The following is an 18150-nucleotide window of genomic DNA, read 5'->3' on the forward strand; positions in this document are numbered from 1 at the left end:
CGATCCACCTCCCCCAAGGGGGGAGGAATGGGGTGACGGAGATCCTCCCCCCTTGGGGGAGGTGGCGCGGCGCAGAGCGCCGTGACGGAGGGGGCGACTCCGGCAGTGATGATGACCCTTGCTGGCTTCTGGAAGAAGACTTCCCTCTCCGACCCTGGTCCGCTGCGCGGACGCCGGGGATGGTCTCTCGCGCAAGCGGGAGAGGGTCCGGGGCGCGGAGCCGGCGTTCTACTGCGTGGTGACCGGCAGAGTGTCCTCGGCCCGGCCGTCGCCCTGGGGCGCGGTGACGCCCAGCACGCGGGCCAGGAAGGGCTGGACATCGACGCTGTCGAGGTCGGTCAGGCGGCGGCCGGGGATGACGCCGGGGCCGTGGGCGATGAACAGGGCCTGCATCTCGGGCGCCTGATTGTCATAGCCGTGGGCGCCGCCGGGCCGCGTGACGGGCCGGTCGCGCGTGGCGGTCAGCCAGCCGGTCTCGACCAGGCAGACGATCCGGGCCACGCGCGGATTCGAGCCATAGACCAGGCGGGCGGGGACATCGGCCTTGTTCCAGCATTCCATGTGCGGATGACGCCCGACCAGCTTCTGCTGCACCTCGGCCTCGCGGCCTGGCGCGGGGTCGGCGGTCAGGACGGCGCCGCCATAACCGATCTGGAGCGCCGCCGGATCGATGATGTCGTCGATCCACACCACCCGGTCGGGCGAGGTGGCGGCCATGCCGTGATCGGACACCAGGACCAGAAGCGTTCGGTCATAGAGTCCCCTCGCCTTCAGACCCTCGACCAAGCGACCGATGGAGGCGTCCACCGAGGTGACGGCTGCGCGGGTCTCGGCCGCATCCGGCCCATGACGGTGACCGGCGCTGTCGACGATGTCGAAATAGAGGGTCTCGAACCTCGGCCGCTGATCGGCGGGCAGGTCCAGCCAGGACAGGATCCGGTCCACCCGGGCGTCGCCCGACATCGACTGGTCGAAGGGCTCCCAACGACTGGGCCGGACACCGTGGATCTCGACCTCGGAGCCCGGCCAGAACATGGTCCCGGTGCGGACGCCCGCCTTTTCGGCCGAGACCCAGATCGGCTCGGCCTGGTCCCAGAAGCCGCTCTCCTTGCTGGCCATGGTGAAGACGCCCAGTTCGGCGTCGGTGAAGCGGTTGCCGACGATCCCGTGGTGGTCCGGGTGCAGGCCCGTCACCAGCGTATAGTGGTTGGGGAAGGTCACGCTGGGAAAGGACGGACGCATCGGCCCGAAGGCGCCGCCGGCGACCAGGCCATCCATGACCGGGGTCGCCCCCCGGCCCAGATAGTCGGGGCGGAAGCCGTCGATGGAAATCAGAATCACCGGGTCCGGACGGTCGGCCTGAGTCGCAACGGCCGAAACGACCGGGGATTGCGTGACCGGCGCGGTCGAGGCCGGCGCCCCGGCGCAGGACGCAACCGCCAGTGCGGCGACGAGCGCCAGGCCGGAAACCAGGAAGCGGGACATGGGCGAACTCCGAAGCGACATGGAACCATTGCCTAAACTTAATGGACGACAACCGCGCGACGGCTTGTCGGAACGGTGTTCGCGGGCCAAGCTCGCCTCATGGAAACCGTCATCGAAATCCGCGGCCTGACCAAGACCTATGGGACGGTGAAGGCCCTGGACGGCCTGACCCTGTCGATCCCGCGCGGCGGGGTCTATGGCATTCTGGGGCCGAACGGCGCCGGCAAGTCGACCCTGTTCCGCACCCTGCTGGGCCTGATCCGCCCGACCGCGGGCGAGGCCACGGTCATGGGCGGGCGGATCGGCGATCCGGCGGCGACGCGGCGCATGGGCGCGATGATCGAAACCCCGCGCTTTCCCCCCTTCATGACGGCGCGCCAGGTGCTGGTCTGGCTGAGCTACGCCCACGGCGGCGTGCCGACCGCCGAGATCGAGGCCTGGCTGAAGCGGGTCGGCCTGGCCGAGGCGGCGGACCGGCGGGTGCGCGGCTTCTCGGTCGGCATGCTGCAGCGGCTGGGCGTGGCGGCGGCCCTGATGACCAGGCCCGACCTGGTCATCCTGGATGAACCGACCAGCGGCATGGATCCGCCCGGCATCCAGGAGATGCGGGCCCTGATCCGCAGCCTGGCCGACGACGACGGCGTGACCGTCATCCTGGCCAGCCACCAGTTGCAGGAGGTCCAGCGCGTCTGCGACCGCGTCGCCATCTTCAACAAGGGCAAGGTGATCACCGAGGGTCGGGTCTCGGACCTGACCGCCTCGGGCGAGCGGCTGCGCCTGTCGGTCACGCCCCTGGCCAGGGCCCTGGGCGTGCTGGGCGACCGGGCGACGCTGGACGGCGACGCCCTGATCGCCGCCGTGCCGCGCGCCGAGGCGGCGGCGACGATCCGCGCCCTGGTCGAGGCCGGGGTCGAGATCGAGGAGGCCCGCTGGATCGGCGCCGACCTGGAAGACGTCTTCATGAGCGAGACCGGCTGGACCGGGGTGCAGGGCGCGCCTGTGAAGGGGACCGATCATGCTGGTTGATGCGCTGAAATCCGAGGCCTATCGCGTCTCGCGGAACCGGACGGCGGTCTTCTGCAGCGTCCTGCTGACGCCGCTGCTGTTCATCATCGGCGGCGTGGCCTTCCACATCATCACCAAGACCAAGGGCGACACCCTGGCGGCCAAGGCCAGTCTGCCCGCCGAGATGGGAAATCAGCCGGTCAATCTGGCGGACGCCCTGGGCTTCACGGCCACCTACGGCGCGAACGGCGTGCTGCTGGCCTTCATGCTGCTGGCGGCGGCGACCGTCTACGCCGGCGATTATCGCTGGGAGACCTGGCGTCTGATCAGCGCCCGCAACGGTCGACCCTGGCTGATCCTGGGCAAGATCGGGGTGATGAAGGCCCTGGCCATGATCGCCATGCTGGCCATGCTGATGGCCGCCTTCGTCTTCTTCATCTCCCAGGCGGTGGTGACCGGGCGGCCGATGGCGTTCGACCTGACCGATTTCGACCTGGGCCGGTTCCTGCTGCTGTGGCTGTTGTCCCTCATCCGCATCGTCCAGTACGGCCTGATCGCCCTGCTGGCGGCGGTGGTCAGTCGCTCGCTGCTGGCGGCCCTGTTCGTGCCCTGGGCCCTGGGCTTCGCCCAGTCCATCCTCGGAGGACCGCTGATGCCCGTGATCGGCTGGGCGCCGACCGACTGGGCCGCCCAGCTGCTTCTGCCCGGCCTGGCCTATGACACGCTGAAGGCCGCCGTCTCTCCCGGCCCCATGCCCATGCCCGAAGGCGCGGTCATGAAGGCGATCGTCAGCCTGACCCTGTGGTGCGTCGTGCCGGTCGCGGCCTCTATCGCCTGGTTCCAGCGTCAGGATCTGTCGAAGGAATAGGCGGCGGGGGGCTGCGCGCGCCTTCCACCACCAGCCAGTCGCGGAAGGCGTCCACAGCGGCGTCCCGGCGGCCCTCGGGGCGCAGGAAGGCGAACCAGGACGGACGTTCGACGAAGCCGAAGGGGGCCGCCAGCCGCCCCGCCACGACGTCCGGCGCCACGAAGGCCCAGGGCGCGATGGCGACGCCCATTCCCGACACGGCGGCCTCGACCATCGAATGGTTATGGGCGAACTCGCGCTCCACCCTGGCCGGGGGCAGGTCCAGGCCCACCAGGGCGGCCCAGGCCGGCCAGGCGCGACGGAAGGTGGCCGAACGCAGACGCGGGGCGCCGGCGACGGCCGCCAGGGTCGGCAGCCGTGCCATCACCTCAGGGGCCCCGACCGGTCCCTGATGCTGGGGCAGAAAACGTGTCGCCTGGGCGCGCGGATGAACCTCGTCCGGCTCGACGATGCGGATGGCGCCGTCGAACCGGTCCCGCCGATAATCGACCCGCTGGTAGGATTCCGACAACCGCACCCGCACCTCGGGATGGGCCTCCAGAAACCCCGGCAGGCGGGGGATCAGCCATTTCAGCGCGAAGGTGCCCAGGCAGGAGATCTCGATCTCCCGCGCGGCGCCGTGGCGGGTCGCCTGGACCGCGTCGGCTATGGCGCCGAAAGCCGGGGTCAGCCGCTCGGCCAACTGCGATCCCGCCTCGGTCAGGACCAGGGCGTGACGCGGACCCGACACCAGCACCACGCCCAGCGAGGCCTGCAAGGCCGCGATCTGGCGACTGACCGCGCCATGGGTGACGCAAAGCTCGGCGGCGGCGCGGGTCATGCTGCCGTGGCGGGCGAAGGCCTCAAAGGTGCGCAGGGCGTTCATCGGCGGCGGCGCGGCGGGCTTCATGTGACTTCCCCTCACAGACCCCTGCCCGCTTAATCGATTTCGGGCTCCAGGGAAATCGGCTCCAACCCGGCCCATGCCTCAGTTGGACCCGCCGCCGCGCCCGCCCCGCCGCACCCGCCTGGACAAGTTGGTCTACGGCCTGTGCGTTCTGCTCATATGGATCCTGGCCCTGGGCGAGGCCTTCACCGGCTAGAACCGCTTCTCCATGAAGACGTCGGCGCGGGCGTAGGGGGTCGGGCGGGGCGACTGGTGGATGAAGCCGAAACTTTCATACAGGGCGATGGCCGGCTTCAGGGCGCTGTTGGTCTCGAGGTACAGATGCGTCGCCTCCGCCTCGCGGGCCGCCGCTTCACAGGCCTCCAGCAGACGCCGCGCCAGGCCCAGGCCGCGGGCGGGCGGCGTCACCGTCATCTTCGACACTTCGAAGCCGTCGGGGATGCGGATCAGGGCGCAGCAGCCGACCGCCTCCCCGTCCCGTTCGGCGATGAAGATCCGCCCGCCGCCGACGATGAAGACGCCGTGCGGATCGTCTATGGAGCGCCGGTCCTTGGCCTCGATGGCGAAGCCGCCCTCGGCCAGCCAGGCCTCGTTCAGCCGGGCCCAGGCGGCGGCGTGGTCGGGGCGGTAATCGACGATGGCGACGGACATCCACGCCTCTTGCCCCATGTCCGCTCAAAGCAAAAGGGCGGCCGGATTGCTCCGGCCGCCCTTTCGAACATCAGTCTCGTCAGAGACGAAAGGCTCAGGCCTCGTCGTCGCCTTCGAAGGCCAGGACCGGACCGGAGTCCTTGCCCTTGGCTTCGACGTCGCGATCGACGAACTCGATCACGGCCATCGGGGCGTTGTCGCCGTGGCGGAAGCCCGCCTTCATGATGCGGATATAGCCGCCGTTACGCTCGCTGTAGCGCGGGCCGAGCGTTTCGAACAGCTTGCCGACTTGCGGCACGTCGCGAACCTGGCTGATGGCCTGACGACGGGCGTGCAGATCGCCCTTCTTGGCCAGGGTGACCAGCTTCTCGACGAAGGGACGCAGTTCCTTCGCCTTGGGCAGGGTCGTGGTGATTTGCTCGTGCTTGATCAGCGAGGCGGCCATGTTCGCGAACATGGCGGTGCGGTGGCTGGTCGTGCGACCGAGTTTACGATGGGCGGCGCCGTGGCGCATCTGGGTCTCTCCTACTCCGGAACCGGTATCCCAACAGGGACCTGGAACCGTAATCTTCTAACCGCCCCGGCATTCTCCCGAGGGAGACGGGCGGAGGGTTGAACTTAGATCTGGTCGTCGAACTTCTTGGCCAGATCTTCGATGTTTTCGGGCGGCCAGTTCGGCACGTCCATGCCGAGGCTGAGGCCCATCGTCGCGAGAACTTCCTTGATCTCGTTCAGCGACTTACGGCCGAAGTTCGGGGTGCGAAGCATTTCGCCCTCGGTCTTCTGGATCAGGTCGCCGATGTAGACGATGTTGTCGTTCTTCAGGCAGTTGGCCGAACGGACCGACAGCTCCAGCTCGTCCACCTTCTTCAGCAGGGCCGGGTTGAAGGGCAGGTCGGGCTTGCCGTCCGACTGCTCGACAGCCTTCTTGGGCTCTTCGAAGGTGATGAAGATCTGCAGTTGGTCTTGCAGGATGCGCGCGGCGTAGGCCACGGCGTCAACCGGCGTGACCGCGCCATTGGTTTCGACTTCCAGCAGCAGCTTGTCGTAATCCAGCGACTGGCCCTGACGGGTCGGCTCGACGCGATAGGCGACGCGCTTGACCGGCGAATACAGGGCGTCGACGGCGATCAGGCCGATCGGCGCATCTTCCGGACGGTTCAGCTCGGCGGCGACGTAGCCCTTGCCGTTCTGGACGGTCAGTTCCATGCGGACCGACGCGCCGTCGTCCAGGGTGCAGATGACGTGATCGGGGTTCAGGACCTCGATGTCCGCCGACACGTCGATCTGGCCGGCCGTCACGGCGCCGGGACCCGTGGCGCGCAGGGTCATGCGCTTGGGGCCTTCGGCGTGCATGCGCAGCGCCAGTTGCTTGATGTTCAGGACGATGTCGACCACGTCTTCCCGAACGCCTTCCAGCGACGAGAATTCATGAACGACGCCGTCGATCTGGATGGCGGTGACGGCCGCGCCTTGCAGCGAGGACAGCAGAACGCGACGGAGCGCGTTGCCGAGCGTCACGCCGAAGCCACGTTCGAGAGGTTCGGCCACCAGGCGCGCCTTGCGCTGGGCGTCGGAACCGATCTCGATCTGCGGCTTCTCGGGACGGATCAGCTCTTGCCAGTTTCTTTCGATCATTTTGTCCCTCGAACGGGTTTCGTAGACTCCGGCCTTGTCGACGAGGCCATGGTGGAGCCGACGGAGATGGGGGTGCTTTAGGCGGTGTCGCTTAGACGCGACGACGCTTGGGCGGACGGCAACCGTTGTGCGGCATCGGCGTGACGTCGCGGATGGTGGTGATCGTCAGACCGACCGACTGCAGCGCGCGCAGGGCCGATTCACGGCCAGAACCCGGACCCGAGACGTTCACTTCCAGCGTCTTCACGCCGTGTTCCTGCGCCTTCTTGCCGGCGTCTTCAGCGGCCATCTGAGCCGCATACGGGGTCGACTTACGCGAGCCCTTGAAGCCCATGTGACCGGCCGACGACCAGGAAATCGCATTTCCCTGCGCGTCGGTGATGGTCACCATGGTGTTGTTGAAGCTGGCGTTCACGTGGGCGACGCCCGAGGTGATGTTCTTGCGCTCGCGCTTCTTTACGCGACCCGGTTCCTTGGCCATGTGTCTGTCTTACTTCTTCTTGCCGGCGATCGGCTTGGCGGGACCCTTGCGGGTGCGGGCGTTGGTGTGCGTGCGCTGACCACGGACCGGCAGGCCCTTGCGGTGACGCAGGCCGCGGTAGCAGGCCAGGTCCATCAGACGCTTGATGTTCATCGACGTCTCGCGGCGCAGGTCGCCCTCGACCGTATGATCCTTGTCGATCGTTTCACGGATCGACAGGACTTCGGCGTCCGTCAGCTGGTTCACCCGGCGAGCCGGCTCGATGCCGACCTTCTCGGTGATGTCCTTGGCGGCGGCGGGGCCGATGCCATGGATGTACTGAAGCGCGATTTCAACGCGCTTGTTGGTCGGGATGTTGACGCCAGCAATACGGGCCACGAAATTCTCCAGATACGCGTTAGTCAGACGCAACAAACGCTCCGGTTAACAAACCAGGAGCGTGGCGCCCTTCGCGGGAAGGCGCCCTTATACAGATGATTCACATCGCGTCAACGCCTGGGTGGATCGAAGACAAGCGAAGGCCGCTGCGACTTGAATGCCCGGCGTGCGTGCGGACGTCAACGCGGCCGATTGCCGAAGTCGATTCCCACCACCAGCCTCTGGCCCTCCACCGGACGGCCGCCCTCTGTCGGGGGCAGGACGCGGAACTGATCGACCAGGCGCAGGGCCGCCTCGCCGAAGCCCAGACCCGCCGGCGTCTCGCTGATCACCCGGCAGTCTTCCAGCCGCTGGTCCAGGCGAACGACACAGGACAGGGCCGCATTGCCGTATCGGCTGCGCGCCGCCCGGGGGTGGTTGGCGCGGATTTCCGACACGGGCGGAGAGCGGAGCACCCGCGCCCGGGTGGAGCCGGCGCCCGGCCCTGAGCCCGATCCTACCCCGGATCCGCTGCCGCTCCCCTGCCCCCCCTGGCCAAAACCGGCCGCCGGCGAAGCCGCGGGCGCGACGCCGACGCCCGCGGCCGGCTCAGGCGCCTGTTTGGGCGGGGCGGGCAGTTCGACAGGACGTGGCTGCTTCAGCGGCGGGGGCGTGTGGATGCGCGACGGCGCGGCTGGGGCGCCTCCCCCGATCTCCGGCGCAGGCGGCTCAAGCGAGATCGGCGGCGGCGGCTCATAGAGCAGGACTTCGACCGGGCGGGGCTGCGTCCCCAAGGTCTCCGGCGCCCTGCCCTTCACCTGGCCCAGCAGCAGGGCGAGGCCCAGCTCGGCGCCGGCCACTCCGACGAAAACGACGAAGGCGCGCCAGCGTCTGCGGGCGCGCCTTCTTTCATGAGGGGTCTTGGCGTCAGGCATCGGTCGTCTAACGCCCGACGCCCGGTTTGGTCACGCCAGAGCTTCGTCGATCGCCTTGGCGACGGAGTCGATGGAGCCCATGCCGTCCGCTTCGGTCAGCTTGCCCTGGGCTTCATAATAGGGAAGCAGCGGGGCGGTGTTGCGGTTGTAGGCGTCCAGACGCACCACGAAGGTGTCGGGATTGTCGTCAGGACGGCCCTGTTCGGCATAGCGTTTGGCGATCCGCTCCAGCAGGGCGGAATCATCGACCTTCAGCCGCACCACGGCGTCGATCTGGGCGCCGCGCTTGGCCAGCATGGCGTCCAGGGCCTCGGCCTGGGCCACGGTGCGGGGGAAGCCGTCGAAGATGGCGCCGCCGGCGGCCTCGGCCTCGGGCAGGCGATCCTCGATCAGGGCGATGACGATCTCGTCCGTCACCAGATCGCCGCGCGCCAGCACGTCCTTGACCTTGAGCCCCAGTTCCGAGCCCGAGGCGATGGCGGCCCGCAGCATGTCGCCGGTCGAGAGCTGGACCATGCCCCGCTCTTCGACCAGCCGCTTGGCCTGTGTCCCCTTGCCCGCCGCCGGCGGTCCGAACAGGATCAAGTTCACGCGTAGGCCCTCCCCAGGCTTCTTGTAGTCAACTCAGCGCCGCACCGGAGTGGGCGCGCCACGACCGCCGCGACCGCGCAGCTTGGCCTTCTTGATCAGGCCCTCGTACTGGTGCGCCAGCAGTTGGGACTGGATCTGGGCCACAGTGTCCATCGTGACCGACACGACAATCAAGATAGACGTTCCGCCGAAGTAGAGGCTGTTGCCCATCTGGGCGACCAGGAACTCGGGCAGCAGACAGACGGCGGTGATATAGGCCGCGCCGATCACCGTCAGACGGGTCAGGACATAGTCCAGATACTCTGCCGTGCGCTTGCCCGGACGGATGCCCGGCAGGAAGCCGCCATATTTGCGCAGGTTCTCGGCCGTGTCCTCCGGGTTGAAGGTGATCGAGGTGTAGAAGAAGCAGAAGAAGATGATCAGGGCCGCGTACAGGGCCATGAACAGCGGCTGGCCGTGCGTCAGCTGCGACGTGACCAGCGGCAGCCAGCCCAGATAGTCGGGCAGGTCCGCATTGGCGGTCAGGCTGGCCACCGTGGTCGGCAGCATCAGCAGGGACGAGGCGAAGATCGGCGGGATGACCCCGGCGGTGTTGACCTTCAGCGGCAGGAACGAGCGTTCGCCACCGGCCATCCGGTTGCCTTCCTGGCGCTTCGGATACTGGATCAACAGACGGCGCTGGGCGCGTTCCATGAAGACGATGAAGACCACGGTCGCCACGGCCAGAACGGCGATGAACAACAGGGCGAAGGCGGACATCTGACCCTGCTGGGCCAGGCCCAGCATGCGGGCGATGGTGGACGGCAGGACCGCCACGATGCCGGCGAAGATGATCAGCGAGATGCCGTTGCCGACGCCGCGCGCCGTCACCTGCTCACCCAGCCACATCAGGAACATGGTGCCGCCCGTCAGGGTCACGACGGTCGAGACCAGGAAGAAGATCCCCGGATTGTCGACCAGGCCGGGCTGGGCGTTCAGGCCCGCGGCGATGCCGAGGGACTGGGCCAGGGCCAGGAACACCGTCAGATAACGGGTGTACTGGTTCAGCTGCTTGCGGCCGCTCTCGCCGCCTTCCTTCTTCAGCTTTTCCCAGGGCGGATACACGGTGCCCATCAGCTGCACGATGATCGACGCCGAGATATAGGGCGCGACGTTCAGCGCGAAGATGGCCATCCGCTCGACCGCGCCGCCCGAGAACATGTTGAACATGTCCAGGATGCCGCGCTGACCCGAAGGGTCTTGGAAGAACTGCAGGAAGGCCTGCGAATTGATGCCCGGGATCGGAACGTAAGTCCCGATGCGATAAACCAGCAGCGCGCCCAGCGTGAACAGCAGGCGCTTGTGCAGCTCGGTCGCTTTCGCGAACGAGCCCATGTTCATATTGGCGGCGAGTTGTTCTGCGGCCGAAGCCATTATGCGTCCCCACGACTGACTGAGTCGTCAGATAGGCGGAAAGCGGCCCTCATGCGAGGGCCGCTTCCGTTGTTTCGTCGTCGCAGGTGTAATCAGGCCACGGCCTAGTCCAGCCGCGACGACGCGTTTGCTTTAAGCCTTGGCCGCGGCGCGCTTGGTGCGGGCCGAGATCTTGTTCTCGTCGCCGCGCGGGGCCTTCGGAGCCGGAGCCTTGCCCTTGGCGGCGTTGCGCTTCTCGACGCGCGCAGCGGCCTTGGCTTCGGCTTCGATACGTTGTTCCAGCACGGTGCCGCCAGCGGCTTCGATGGCCTTCTTGGCGCCGGCGGTGGCCGACCAGACGACCAGGTTCAGGGCTTGCTTGACTTCACCGGTGCCGAGCAGACGCACGCCGTCCTTCACGCGACGGATCACGCCGGCGGCGACCAGGGCGTCGCCCTTCAGTTCCGACTTGGCGTCCAGCTTGCCGGCGTCGATGGCGTCTTGCAGGCGCCACAGGTTCACTTCGGCCAGCTTCAGGGCGTTCGGGTTGTTGAAGCCGCGCTTGGGCATACGCATGTACAGCGGCATCTGGCCGCCTTCGAAGCCCAGCAGGCTGACGCCGGTACGCGACTTCTGACCCTTGACGCCGCGGCCCGAGGTCTTGCCCTTGCCCGAACCGGGGCCACGGCCGACACGCATGCGCTTCTTGTGCGCGCCTTCGTTGTCGCGGATTTCGTTCAGTTTCATATGCCTGATCCTTTCGGGTGCTAGCGCCCGGACATCGTCCGGACTCGGCGTTCAAAGTCTATCGTCTCCCTCCCCCTCGGGGGAGGGCGGTCGGCGGAGCCGACCGGGTGGGAAGGGCTCGGCGAGCCCGTCCCGGATATCTCAAGGTCGGGCGCTATAGCGGCTCCCCGAACAGCAGTAAAGGCGACTCTTGCGAGCCGCCCCCACCTGGTCGCTTGCGCGACCTGCCCTCCCCCGAGGGGGAGGGAGAGTCTTTCGTCTTACTTTTCGACGATCTCGGTCAGGTGGGCGACCTTGGCGATCATTCCACGAACCGAAGGCGTGTCCACGAGGGTCGATTCGCGACCCAGGCGGTTCAGACCCAGGCCCACCAGGGTGGCGCGCTGGTCGTTCTTGCGGCGGATCGGCGAACCGGTCTGCTTGACGGTGACGGTCTTTTGCTCGGCCATGATTAGGACTCCACAGCTTCGGGCGCCGAGGCGCCGTCGTTGCGACGGCCCATCAGATCCGCGACCTTCTTGCCGCGCTTGGACGCGACCTGACGGGGCGAGGACTGGACCTTCAGCGCTTCGAACGTCGCGCGGATCATGTTGTAGGGGTTCGACGAGCCGGTCGACTTGCCCACGACGTCCTGGACGCCGAGGGTTTCGAGCACGGCGCGCATCGGACCGCCCGCGATGACGCCGGTCCCGGGAGGGGCGGCGCGCATCATGATCTTGCCGGCGCCCCAACGGCCGTTGCCGTCGTGATGCAGGGTGCGGTTCTCGCGAAGCGGAACGCGGATCATGGTCTTCTTGGCTTCTTCGGTCGCCTTGCGGATGGCTTCCGGCACTTCACGCGCCTTGCCGTGACCGAAACCGACGCGGCCCTTGCCGTCGCCGACGACCATCAGGGCGGCGAAGGAGAACCGACGGCCGCCTTTGACGGTGGCCGCAACGCGGTTGATGTGAACCAGCTTCTCGACGATGTCCGAATCCGGACCGTCGACAGCGGGACCGTTGCGATTGTCACGACGGTTGCGATCGTTACCGCCGCCGCCGCGCTGGGGTTGATGCGCCATGCTTCGCGTCCCTTAGAAGTTCAGGCCGGCTTCGCGCGCGGCTTCCGCCAGCGCCTTGACCCGGCCGTGATAGATGTACTCGCCACGGTCGAAGACGACGTCCTTGACGCCCTTCTCGATGGCGCGTTCGGCGATCAGTTTGCCGATCGCTGCGGCTGCGGCCGTGTCCGAACCGCGCTTGCCCTTGCCGCCTTCCAGCGACGAGGCCGCAACGACGGTCACGCCCTGGGCGTCGTCGATGATCTGGGCCGAGATGTTCTTGTCCGAACGGTACACCGACAGGCGCAGACGGCCGTTGGCGACGGCCTTCAGGCGGCGACGGGTGCGCTCCGAGCGGCGCTTGGCTTGTTGTCGAAGAGAAAGAGCCATGACTTACTTCTTCTTGCCTTCCTTGCGACGGACCTTCTCGCCCGCGTAACGGACGCCCTTGCCCTTGTAGGGCTCCGGCGGACGCAGCTTGCGGATGACCGAGGCGATCTGACCGACGGCCTGCTTGTCCGAACCCAAGATCTTGATCTCGGTTTGCTTCGGAACAGCGAAGCTGACGCCGGCCGGGGGATCGATGTCGACTTCGTGCGAGAAGCCGAGCTGCAGCGACAGGGCGTTGCCCTTCATCGCGGCGCGGTAACCGACGCCGACCAGCTCAAGCGACTTCTCGAAGCCGGTGGTGACGCCGACGACCATGTTGTCGACCAGCGTGCGCGACAGGCCCCACATCGCGCGACCGCGTTGCGTGTCCGACCGCAGGCCCAGCGACAGTTCGTCGCCTTCCCGGGTGACTTCGATTTCCTCGGCGACGGTCCAGGAGCTCTCGCCCTTGGGGCCCTTCACGGAGACGGTCTGACCGTCGAGCGTGACAGTCACGCCCTTCGGCACAGCGATGGTTTTCTTGCCAATACGGGACATATCAGTAGACCCTGCAGAGGACTTCGCCGCCGACGTTGGCGTCGCGGGCAGAAGCGTCGGACATGACGCCCTTCGAAGTCGAGAGGATCGAGATGCCGAGGCCGTTCTTGACGGGCTTCAGATCGCCGATCGCCGAATAGACGCGGCGGCCCGGCTTGGACACGCGCGCGATCTCGGCGATGACGGGCTGGCCGTCGAAGTACTTCAGCTCGATCTCGAACTGCGGAAACTCACCCGGGTTCTGAACCAGGTTGTAGCCGCGGATGTAGCCTTCGTCCTGCAGCACGTCGAGGACGCGCTGACGCAGACGGGAAGCGGGGGTCAGCACCTTGGAACGCTTGCGGGTCGCCGCGTTCTTGATGCGAGCGATCATGTCGCTCAGGGGATCGTTGATCATCATGTCTGTTCGCTCCCCTTACCAGCTGGACTTGGTCAGGCCAGGGATCTGGCCCTGGTTGCCGAGTTCGCGCAGCGCAATCCGGCTCATCTTGAGCTTGCGATAGAACGCACGCGGACGACCGGTCACTTCGCAACGGTTGCGAATACGGGTCGGCGCGGAGTTGCGCGGCAGTTCAGCCAGCTTCAGGCGCGCGTCGAAACGCTCCTCAAGCGGCAGGTTTTCGTCGTTGGCGGTCGCCTTCAGGGCGGCCCGCTTCGCGGCATACTTCGCAACCAGGGCCTTGACGGCTTCGTTGCGGTTTACGGCGCTCTTCTTAGCCATTGTTCTCTTCCCTTCCCGCTCAGTTCTTCACGAACGGGAACTTGAACTCGGTGAGGAGAGCCTTGGCTTCCTCATCGGTCTTGGCCGTGGTGCAGACGATGATGTCCATGCCCCACATCTGGTCGATCTGGTCGTAGTTGATTTCCGGGAACACGATGTGTTCCTTCAGACCGGTGGCGTAGTTGCCGCGACCGTCAAACGACGTGCCCTTCAGACCACGGAAATCCTTCACGCGCGGCAGCGCGATCGTGATGAACCGGTCCAGGAACTCGTACATCTGGTCGCCGCGCAGGGTGACCTTGCCGCCGATGACCATGCCCTCGCGCAGCTTGAAGCCGGCGATGGAGTTACGGGCCTTGGTGGCGACGGCCTTCTGACCGGCGATGGCCGTCAGATCCTTGAGGGCGGCGTTCGCCTTCTTGGAGTCCGCGACGGCTTCGCCGATGCCCATGTTCAGGACGATCTTGTCCAGCTTGGGCACCTGCATTTCGTTCGTGTAGCCGAACTTTTCCTTCAGCACCTGGCGGATGCGCGCCTGGTACTCGCCCTTGAGGCGCGGGGTGTACTTCTCGGTAGCCATCAGATGACGTCTCCCGTCGTCTTGGCGATGCGGACCTTGGTGTCCCCATCGATCTTGAAGCCGACGCGGGTCGCCTTGCCGTTGGCGTCGGCGATCGCGACGTTCGACAGGTGAAGCGAGGCTTCCTTGTTCTTGATGCCGCCCTGCGGGTCAGCCTGGCTCGGGCGCGTGTGGCGCTGAACCATGTTGACGCCTTCAACCAGGACGCGGTTTTCGGTGGGCAGGACCTTCAGCACGTTGCCCGTGCGGCCCTTGTCCTTGCCGGTGAGGACGACGACGCGGTCGCCCTTTTTGATCTTGGCGGCCATGTTACAGGACCTCCGGAGCCAGCGAGATGATCTTCATGTGGTTCTTGGCGCGCAGTTCGCGGGGAACCGGGCCGAAGATCCGCGTGCCGACAGGCTCGTTCTGCTTGTTGACGATGACGGCGGCCGACTTGTCAAAACGGATGACCGAGCCGTCCTTGCGTTGGATGTCCTTGGCGGTGCGCACGACGATGGCGCGAACAACGTCGCCCTTCTTCACGCGGCCACGCGGGATGGCTTCCTTCACGGAGGCGACGATTGTGTCGCCGATCGAGGCGTAGCGGCGCTTGGAGCCGCCCAACACCTTGATGCACATGACCCGGCGGGCGCCCGAATTATCGGCCACTTCCAGGTTAGTTTGCATCTGGATCATAAGATCAGATCCTTCTGATTACGAGGCGGAGGCGTTGGAAAGGACTTCCCAGCGCTTCAACTTGGACTTCGGGGCGCACTCGACGATGCGAGCGATGTCGCCGACTTTGAGCGCGTTGGCTTCGTCGTGCGCGTGATACTTCTTCGAAAGACGAACGATCTTCTTCAGAACAGGGTGAAGCAGCGTGCGCTCCACCTTCACGACGACGGTCTTTTCGCCCTTGTCGGACACGACCACGCCTTCGAGAATTCGCTTGGGCATATTCGTTTCCTTACGAGGCCGCACGCTTCTCGCGCAGAAGCGTCGAGATGCGGGCGATGTCTTTGCGCACTTCACCCACGCGGTGGGTTTTTTCCATTTGGCCGGTGGCCGCCTGGAAACGCAGGTTGAACTGTTCCTTCTTGAGCTTCAGCAGCTCGTCGGACAGTTGGTCGGTCGTTTGCGACCGCAGATCGGCGATCTTGGTCATTAGGCGGCTACCTCGACATGGGCGACGCCGGCGTCGATACGGGTCACGACCTTGGTGCGGACCGGCAGCTTGGCGGCGCCGAGACGGAGCGCTTCACGGGCCACTTCGTCCGTCACGCCGTCGATTTCAAACAGGATGCGGCCGGGGTGGCAACGCGCGGCCCAGTGGTCCACGGCGCCCTTGCCCTTACCCATCCGGACTTCGGCCGGCTTGCCCGTGACGGGCAGGTCGGGGAAGACGCGGATCCAGACGCGGCCCTGGCGCTTCATCTGGCGGGTGATCGCGCGGCGAGCCGCTTCGATCTGACGCGCAGTGATGCGTTCCGGCTCCAGCGTCTTCAGGCCGTACGACCCGAAGTTCAGCGAGAAGCCGCCCTTGGCCGAGCCGTGGATGCGGCCCTTGAAGGCCTTGCGGTACTTGGTCTTCTTCGGTTGCAACATGACTTAGTTCTCACGTCCCCGGTCGCGACGCGGACCGCGGTCGCCACGGGGGCCGCCGCGTTCGCGGCCTTCGTTCGAGGACGGACCCGACGCTTCCTGGGCCCAACGCTTGTCCTGGGCCATCGGATCGTGCTCGAGCACTTCACCCTTAAACACCCAGACCTTCACGCCGATGATGCCGTAGGTCGTCTTGGCTTCGTAGAAGCCGTAGTCGATGTCGGCGCGCAGGGTGTGAAGCGGCACGCGACCTTCGCGATACCATTCCATCCGCGCGATTTCCGCACCGCCCAGACGACCCGAGACGTTCATCCGGATGCCCTTGGCGCCCAGACGCATGGCCGACTGCATCGAGCGCTTCATGGCGCGGCGGAAGGCCACGCGACGCTCGAGCTGCTGGGCGATGTTCTCGGCGATCAGCTGCGCATCGGTTTCCGGCTTGCGGACTTCGATGATGTTCAGGTGAACTTCACCTTCGGTCTGGGCCGAGATGTCCTTGCGGAGCTTCTCGATGTCAGCGCCCTTCTTACCGATCACGACGCCCGGACGGGCGGCGTAGATGGTGATGCGGCACTTCTTGTGCGGGCGCTCGATGATGATGCGCGACACGCCGGCGGCGGCCAGACGTTCCCGCAGCCACTCGCGCAGCTTCAGGTCCTGGTGCAGCAGGCGGGAATAGTCGGCGCCGGCGGCGAACCAACGGCTGTCCCACGTACGGTTCACGCCGAGGCGCAGACCGATCGGATTGATTTTCTGACCCATCAGGCGGCCTCGCCGGCTTCACGGACCACGATGGTGATCTCGCTGAACGGTTTCAGGATGCGCGACGAACGGCCGCGAGCACGGCTCGCGAAACGCTTCATCACCAGGTTCTTGCCCACGAAGGCCTCGGCGACGACCAGGTTGTCGATGTCGAGGTTGTGGTTGTTCTCAGCGTTCGAGATCGCCGAATACAGGACCTTGCGGACGTCGGTCGCGATACGCTTACGGCTGAATTCCAGCTCGTTCAGCGCCTTCTGAACCGGCATGCCGCGGATCGATGCGGCGACCAGGTTCAGCTTTTGCGGGCTGATGCGCACGTTGACCAGCTTGGCGCGGGCCTCGGTCGGGGCGACCCGACGAATGTTCTTGGTCTGGGCCATCAGTTACTTCCTTTTGGCCTTCTTGTCCGCCGCGTGGCCCGGGAAGTTCCGGGTCGGGGCGAACTCGCCGAGCTTCATGCCGACCATCTCTTCCGAGACCGACACGGGCACATGCTTCTGACCGTTATGGACGCCGAACGTCAGACCGACGAACTGCGGCAGGATGGTGGAGCGGCGCGACCAGGTCTTGATCACGTCCTTGCGGCCCGACGTTTGAACGGCGTCGGCCTTCTTGAGCAGATACCCGTCGACAAACGGGCCTTTCCAGGAGGAGCGGGCCATTCTTAGCGAGCCTTCTTAACGTGGCGGGTACGGATGATGTACTTGTCCGTAGCCTTGTTCTTGCGGGTACGGGTGCCCTTGGTGTCCTTACCCCACGGCGTAACGGGGGTGCGACCACCAGAGGTCCGGCCTTCACCACCACCGTGCGGGTGGTCGATCGGGTTCATGGCGACGCCGCGGACGTGCGGGCGGAAGCCCATGTGACGCTTGCGACCGGCCTTGCCCAGGTTCTGGTTCATGTGGTCGGGGTTCGAAACCGCGCCCACAGTGGCGATGCAGCCGTCCAGGACCATGCGCAGTTCGCCCGAGCCGAGACGGATCTGGGCGTAGCCCTGATCGCGACCCACCAGCTGGGCGTAGGCGCCGGCCGAGCGAGCCAGCTGGGCGCCCTTGCCCGGCTTCATCTCGATGTTGTGGATGATCGTACCCACCGGCATCGAACGAAGCGGCATGGCGTTGCCCGGCTTCACGTCGGTCTTTTCGCCCGCGATCACCGTGTCGCCGGCCTTAAGGCGTTGCGGCGCGATGATGTAGGTCTTCTCGCCGTCTTCGTAGGTCACGAGGGCGATGAAGGCCGTGCGGTTCGGATCGTATTCCAGACGCTCGACCGTGCCGACCATGTCCCACTTGCGACGCTTGAAGTCGATCTTGCGGTACAGGGTCTTGGCGCCGCCGCCACGGAAGCGGACCGCGATGCGACCGCCCTGCCCGCGTCCGCCCGACTTGGTCAGGCCTTCGGTCAGCGACTTTTCCGGACGGCCCTTGTGGAGCTCCGAACGGTCGACCAGCACGAGGGCGCGACGGCCCGGCGAGGTCGGATTGTAATGTTTCAAGGCCAT

The 18150-nt window shown here is 66.3% G+C and carries 28 protein-coding genes and 1 pseudogene; 2 read left to right on the forward strand and 27 right to left on the reverse strand.

The annotated features are described in order from the left end of the window. Positions 1-228: 228 nt before the first annotated feature. Positions 229-1485 (reverse strand): ectonucleotide pyrophosphatase/phosphodiesterase, encoded by a 1257-nt coding sequence (locus tag ER13_RS04810; protein ID WP_052004883.1) that lies wholly within the window; start codon positions 1483-1485, stop codon positions 229-231. Positions 1486-1584: 99 nt separating this feature from the next. On the opposite strand from ER13_RS04810, the gene ER13_RS04815 reads away from it, so the two are divergent. Together ER13_RS04815 and ER13_RS04820 are read left to right on the forward strand one after the other, a co-directional pair. Beyond that, positions 1585-2511: an ABC transporter ATP-binding protein gene (locus tag ER13_RS04815; RefSeq protein WP_035307151.1), complete on the forward strand. Its 927-nt coding sequence runs from the start codon at positions 1585-1587 to the stop codon at positions 2509-2511. Then, on the forward strand, positions 2501-3358 hold the full coding sequence (locus tag ER13_RS04820; protein ID WP_035307152.1) for an ABC transporter permease subunit: 858 nt from the start codon (positions 2501-2503) through the stop codon (positions 3356-3358). The genes ER13_RS04815 and ER13_RS04820 overlap by 11 nt, the downstream gene beginning before the upstream one ends. Here ER13_RS04820 and ER13_RS04825 read toward each other — a convergent pair. From ER13_RS04825 to rplB, 26 genes and pseudogenes are all read right to left on the reverse strand, one after another. After that, complete coding sequence (locus tag ER13_RS04825) at positions 3318-4247, reverse strand: LysR substrate-binding domain-containing protein (RefSeq protein WP_035307155.1); 930 nt, start codon at positions 4245-4247, stop codon at positions 3318-3320. The two genes, ER13_RS04820 and ER13_RS04825, sit on opposite strands and share 41 nt — an antisense overlap. A 189-nt stretch (positions 4248-4436) precedes the next feature. Beyond that, the gene (locus ER13_RS04830; RefSeq protein ID WP_035307157.1) at positions 4437-4895 is read right to left on the reverse strand and encodes a GNAT family N-acetyltransferase; all 459 of its coding nucleotides are present in this window, start codon (positions 4893-4895) and stop codon (positions 4437-4439) included. Between the two features lie 94 nt (positions 4896-4989). Beyond that, entirely contained in the window at positions 4990-5409 is a 420-nt protein-coding gene (gene rplQ, locus ER13_RS04835; RefSeq protein ID WP_035307159.1) for a 50S ribosomal protein L17, read from the reverse strand. Positions 5410-5513: 104 nt separating this feature from the next. Then, a complete protein-coding gene (locus tag ER13_RS04840; protein ID WP_008260430.1) occupies positions 5514-6533 on the reverse strand; it encodes a DNA-directed RNA polymerase subunit alpha in 1020 nt (339 codons plus the stop codon). Positions 6534-6624: 91 nt separating this feature from the next. Next, a complete protein-coding gene (gene rpsK, locus ER13_RS04845) occupies positions 6625-7014 on the reverse strand; it encodes a 30S ribosomal protein S11 (protein WP_008264180.1) in 390 nt (129 codons plus the stop codon). 9 nt (positions 7015-7023) lie between these two features. Continuing rightward, entirely contained in the window at positions 7024-7392 is a 369-nt protein-coding gene (gene rpsM, locus ER13_RS04850; protein WP_026108555.1) for a 30S ribosomal protein S13, read from the reverse strand. A gap of 179 nt (positions 7393-7571) precedes the next feature. Beyond that, positions 7572-8306, reverse strand: coding sequence for an energy transducer TonB (locus ER13_RS04855; protein WP_035307161.1), 735 nt, complete (start codon positions 8304-8306; stop codon positions 7572-7574). A 30-nt stretch (positions 8307-8336) separates the two neighbouring features. Next, a complete protein-coding gene (locus tag ER13_RS04860) occupies positions 8337-8897 on the reverse strand; it encodes an adenylate kinase (RefSeq protein ID WP_008260031.1) in 561 nt (186 codons plus the stop codon). 33 nt (positions 8898-8930) lie between these two features. Beyond that, entirely contained in the window at positions 8931-10310 is a 1380-nt protein-coding gene (secY, locus tag ER13_RS04865) for a preprotein translocase subunit SecY (protein ID WP_008262163.1), read from the reverse strand. Positions 10311-10589: 279 nt separating this feature from the next. Then, positions 10590-11036, reverse strand: a pseudogene (gene rplO / locus ER13_RS04870) (50S ribosomal protein L15); the annotation flags it as partial. 260 nt (positions 11037-11296) lie between these two features. Beyond that, a complete protein-coding gene (gene rpmD, locus ER13_RS04875) occupies positions 11297-11485 on the reverse strand; it encodes a 50S ribosomal protein L30 (protein ID WP_008258716.1) in 189 nt (62 codons plus the stop codon). Between the two features lie 2 nt (positions 11486-11487). Next, on the reverse strand, positions 11488-12096 hold the full coding sequence (gene rpsE, locus ER13_RS04880) for a 30S ribosomal protein S5 (protein WP_008262674.1): 609 nt from the start codon (positions 12094-12096) through the stop codon (positions 11488-11490). 12 nt (positions 12097-12108) lie between these two features. Next, positions 12109-12465 carry a 50S ribosomal protein L18 gene (rplR, locus tag ER13_RS04885; RefSeq protein ID WP_008259637.1) on the reverse strand — a complete coding sequence of 119 codons (357 nt, stop codon included), beginning with the start codon at positions 12463-12465 and terminating at the stop codon, positions 12109-12111. Positions 12466-12468: 3 nt separating this feature from the next. Continuing rightward, positions 12469-13002 (reverse strand): 50S ribosomal protein L6, encoded by a 534-nt coding sequence (gene rplF / locus ER13_RS04890; RefSeq protein WP_035307166.1) that lies wholly within the window; start codon positions 13000-13002, stop codon positions 12469-12471. 1 nt (position 13003) lies between these two features. Beyond that, positions 13004-13402 carry a 30S ribosomal protein S8 gene (rpsH, locus tag ER13_RS04895; protein ID WP_008262310.1) on the reverse strand — a complete coding sequence of 133 codons (399 nt, stop codon included), beginning with the start codon at positions 13400-13402 and terminating at the stop codon, positions 13004-13006. A 15-nt stretch (positions 13403-13417) separates the two neighbouring features. After that, a complete protein-coding gene (rpsN, locus tag ER13_RS04900; protein WP_008259854.1) occupies positions 13418-13723 on the reverse strand; it encodes a 30S ribosomal protein S14 in 306 nt (101 codons plus the stop codon). Between the two features lie 19 nt (positions 13724-13742). Continuing rightward, entirely contained in the window at positions 13743-14303 is a 561-nt protein-coding gene (rplE, locus tag ER13_RS04905) for a 50S ribosomal protein L5 (protein ID WP_008262588.1), read from the reverse strand. Beyond that, positions 14303-14611, reverse strand: a complete 309-nt coding sequence (rplX, locus tag ER13_RS04910; RefSeq protein WP_008263379.1) for a 50S ribosomal protein L24 — start codon at positions 14609-14611, stop codon at positions 14303-14305. Before rplX ends, rplE begins: the two co-directional genes overlap by 1 nt. A gap of 1 nt (position 14612) precedes the next feature. Next, positions 14613-14981: a 50S ribosomal protein L14 gene (rplN, locus tag ER13_RS04915; RefSeq protein ID WP_003164378.1), complete on the reverse strand. Its 369-nt coding sequence runs from the start codon at positions 14979-14981 to the stop codon at positions 14613-14615. An 18-nt stretch (positions 14982-14999) separates the two neighbouring features. Beyond that, on the reverse strand, positions 15000-15242 hold the full coding sequence (rpsQ, locus tag ER13_RS04920) for a 30S ribosomal protein S17 (protein ID WP_008262472.1): 243 nt from the start codon (positions 15240-15242) through the stop codon (positions 15000-15002). 10 nt (positions 15243-15252) lie between these two features. Then, entirely contained in the window at positions 15253-15450 is a 198-nt protein-coding gene (gene rpmC, locus ER13_RS04925; RefSeq protein ID WP_008263673.1) for a 50S ribosomal protein L29, read from the reverse strand. Beyond that, positions 15450-15890 carry a 50S ribosomal protein L16 gene (gene rplP, locus ER13_RS04930; protein WP_008259917.1) on the reverse strand — a complete coding sequence of 147 codons (441 nt, stop codon included), beginning with the start codon at positions 15888-15890 and terminating at the stop codon, positions 15450-15452. The genes rpmC and rplP overlap by 1 nt, the downstream gene beginning before the upstream one ends. A 3-nt stretch (positions 15891-15893) precedes the next feature. Then, positions 15894-16649 carry a 30S ribosomal protein S3 gene (gene rpsC / locus ER13_RS04935; protein WP_008264251.1) on the reverse strand — a complete coding sequence of 252 codons (756 nt, stop codon included), beginning with the start codon at positions 16647-16649 and terminating at the stop codon, positions 15894-15896. Further along, a complete protein-coding gene (gene rplV / locus ER13_RS04940; protein ID WP_008262904.1) occupies positions 16649-17029 on the reverse strand; it encodes a 50S ribosomal protein L22 in 381 nt (126 codons plus the stop codon). The genes rpsC and rplV overlap by 1 nt, the downstream gene beginning before the upstream one ends. A 3-nt stretch (positions 17030-17032) precedes the next feature. Next, positions 17033-17311 carry a 30S ribosomal protein S19 gene (rpsS, locus tag ER13_RS04945; protein ID WP_008262211.1) on the reverse strand — a complete coding sequence of 93 codons (279 nt, stop codon included), beginning with the start codon at positions 17309-17311 and terminating at the stop codon, positions 17033-17035. A gap of 2 nt (positions 17312-17313) precedes the next feature. After that, a complete protein-coding gene (rplB, locus tag ER13_RS04950; protein WP_008259904.1) occupies positions 17314-18150 on the reverse strand; it encodes a 50S ribosomal protein L2 in 837 nt (278 codons plus the stop codon).

The sequence above is a fragment of the Brevundimonas sp. EAKA genome (assembly GCF_000698025.1).
In the GTDB taxonomy this organism is placed as follows: domain Bacteria; phylum Pseudomonadota; class Alphaproteobacteria; order Caulobacterales; family Caulobacteraceae; genus Brevundimonas; species Brevundimonas mediterranea_A.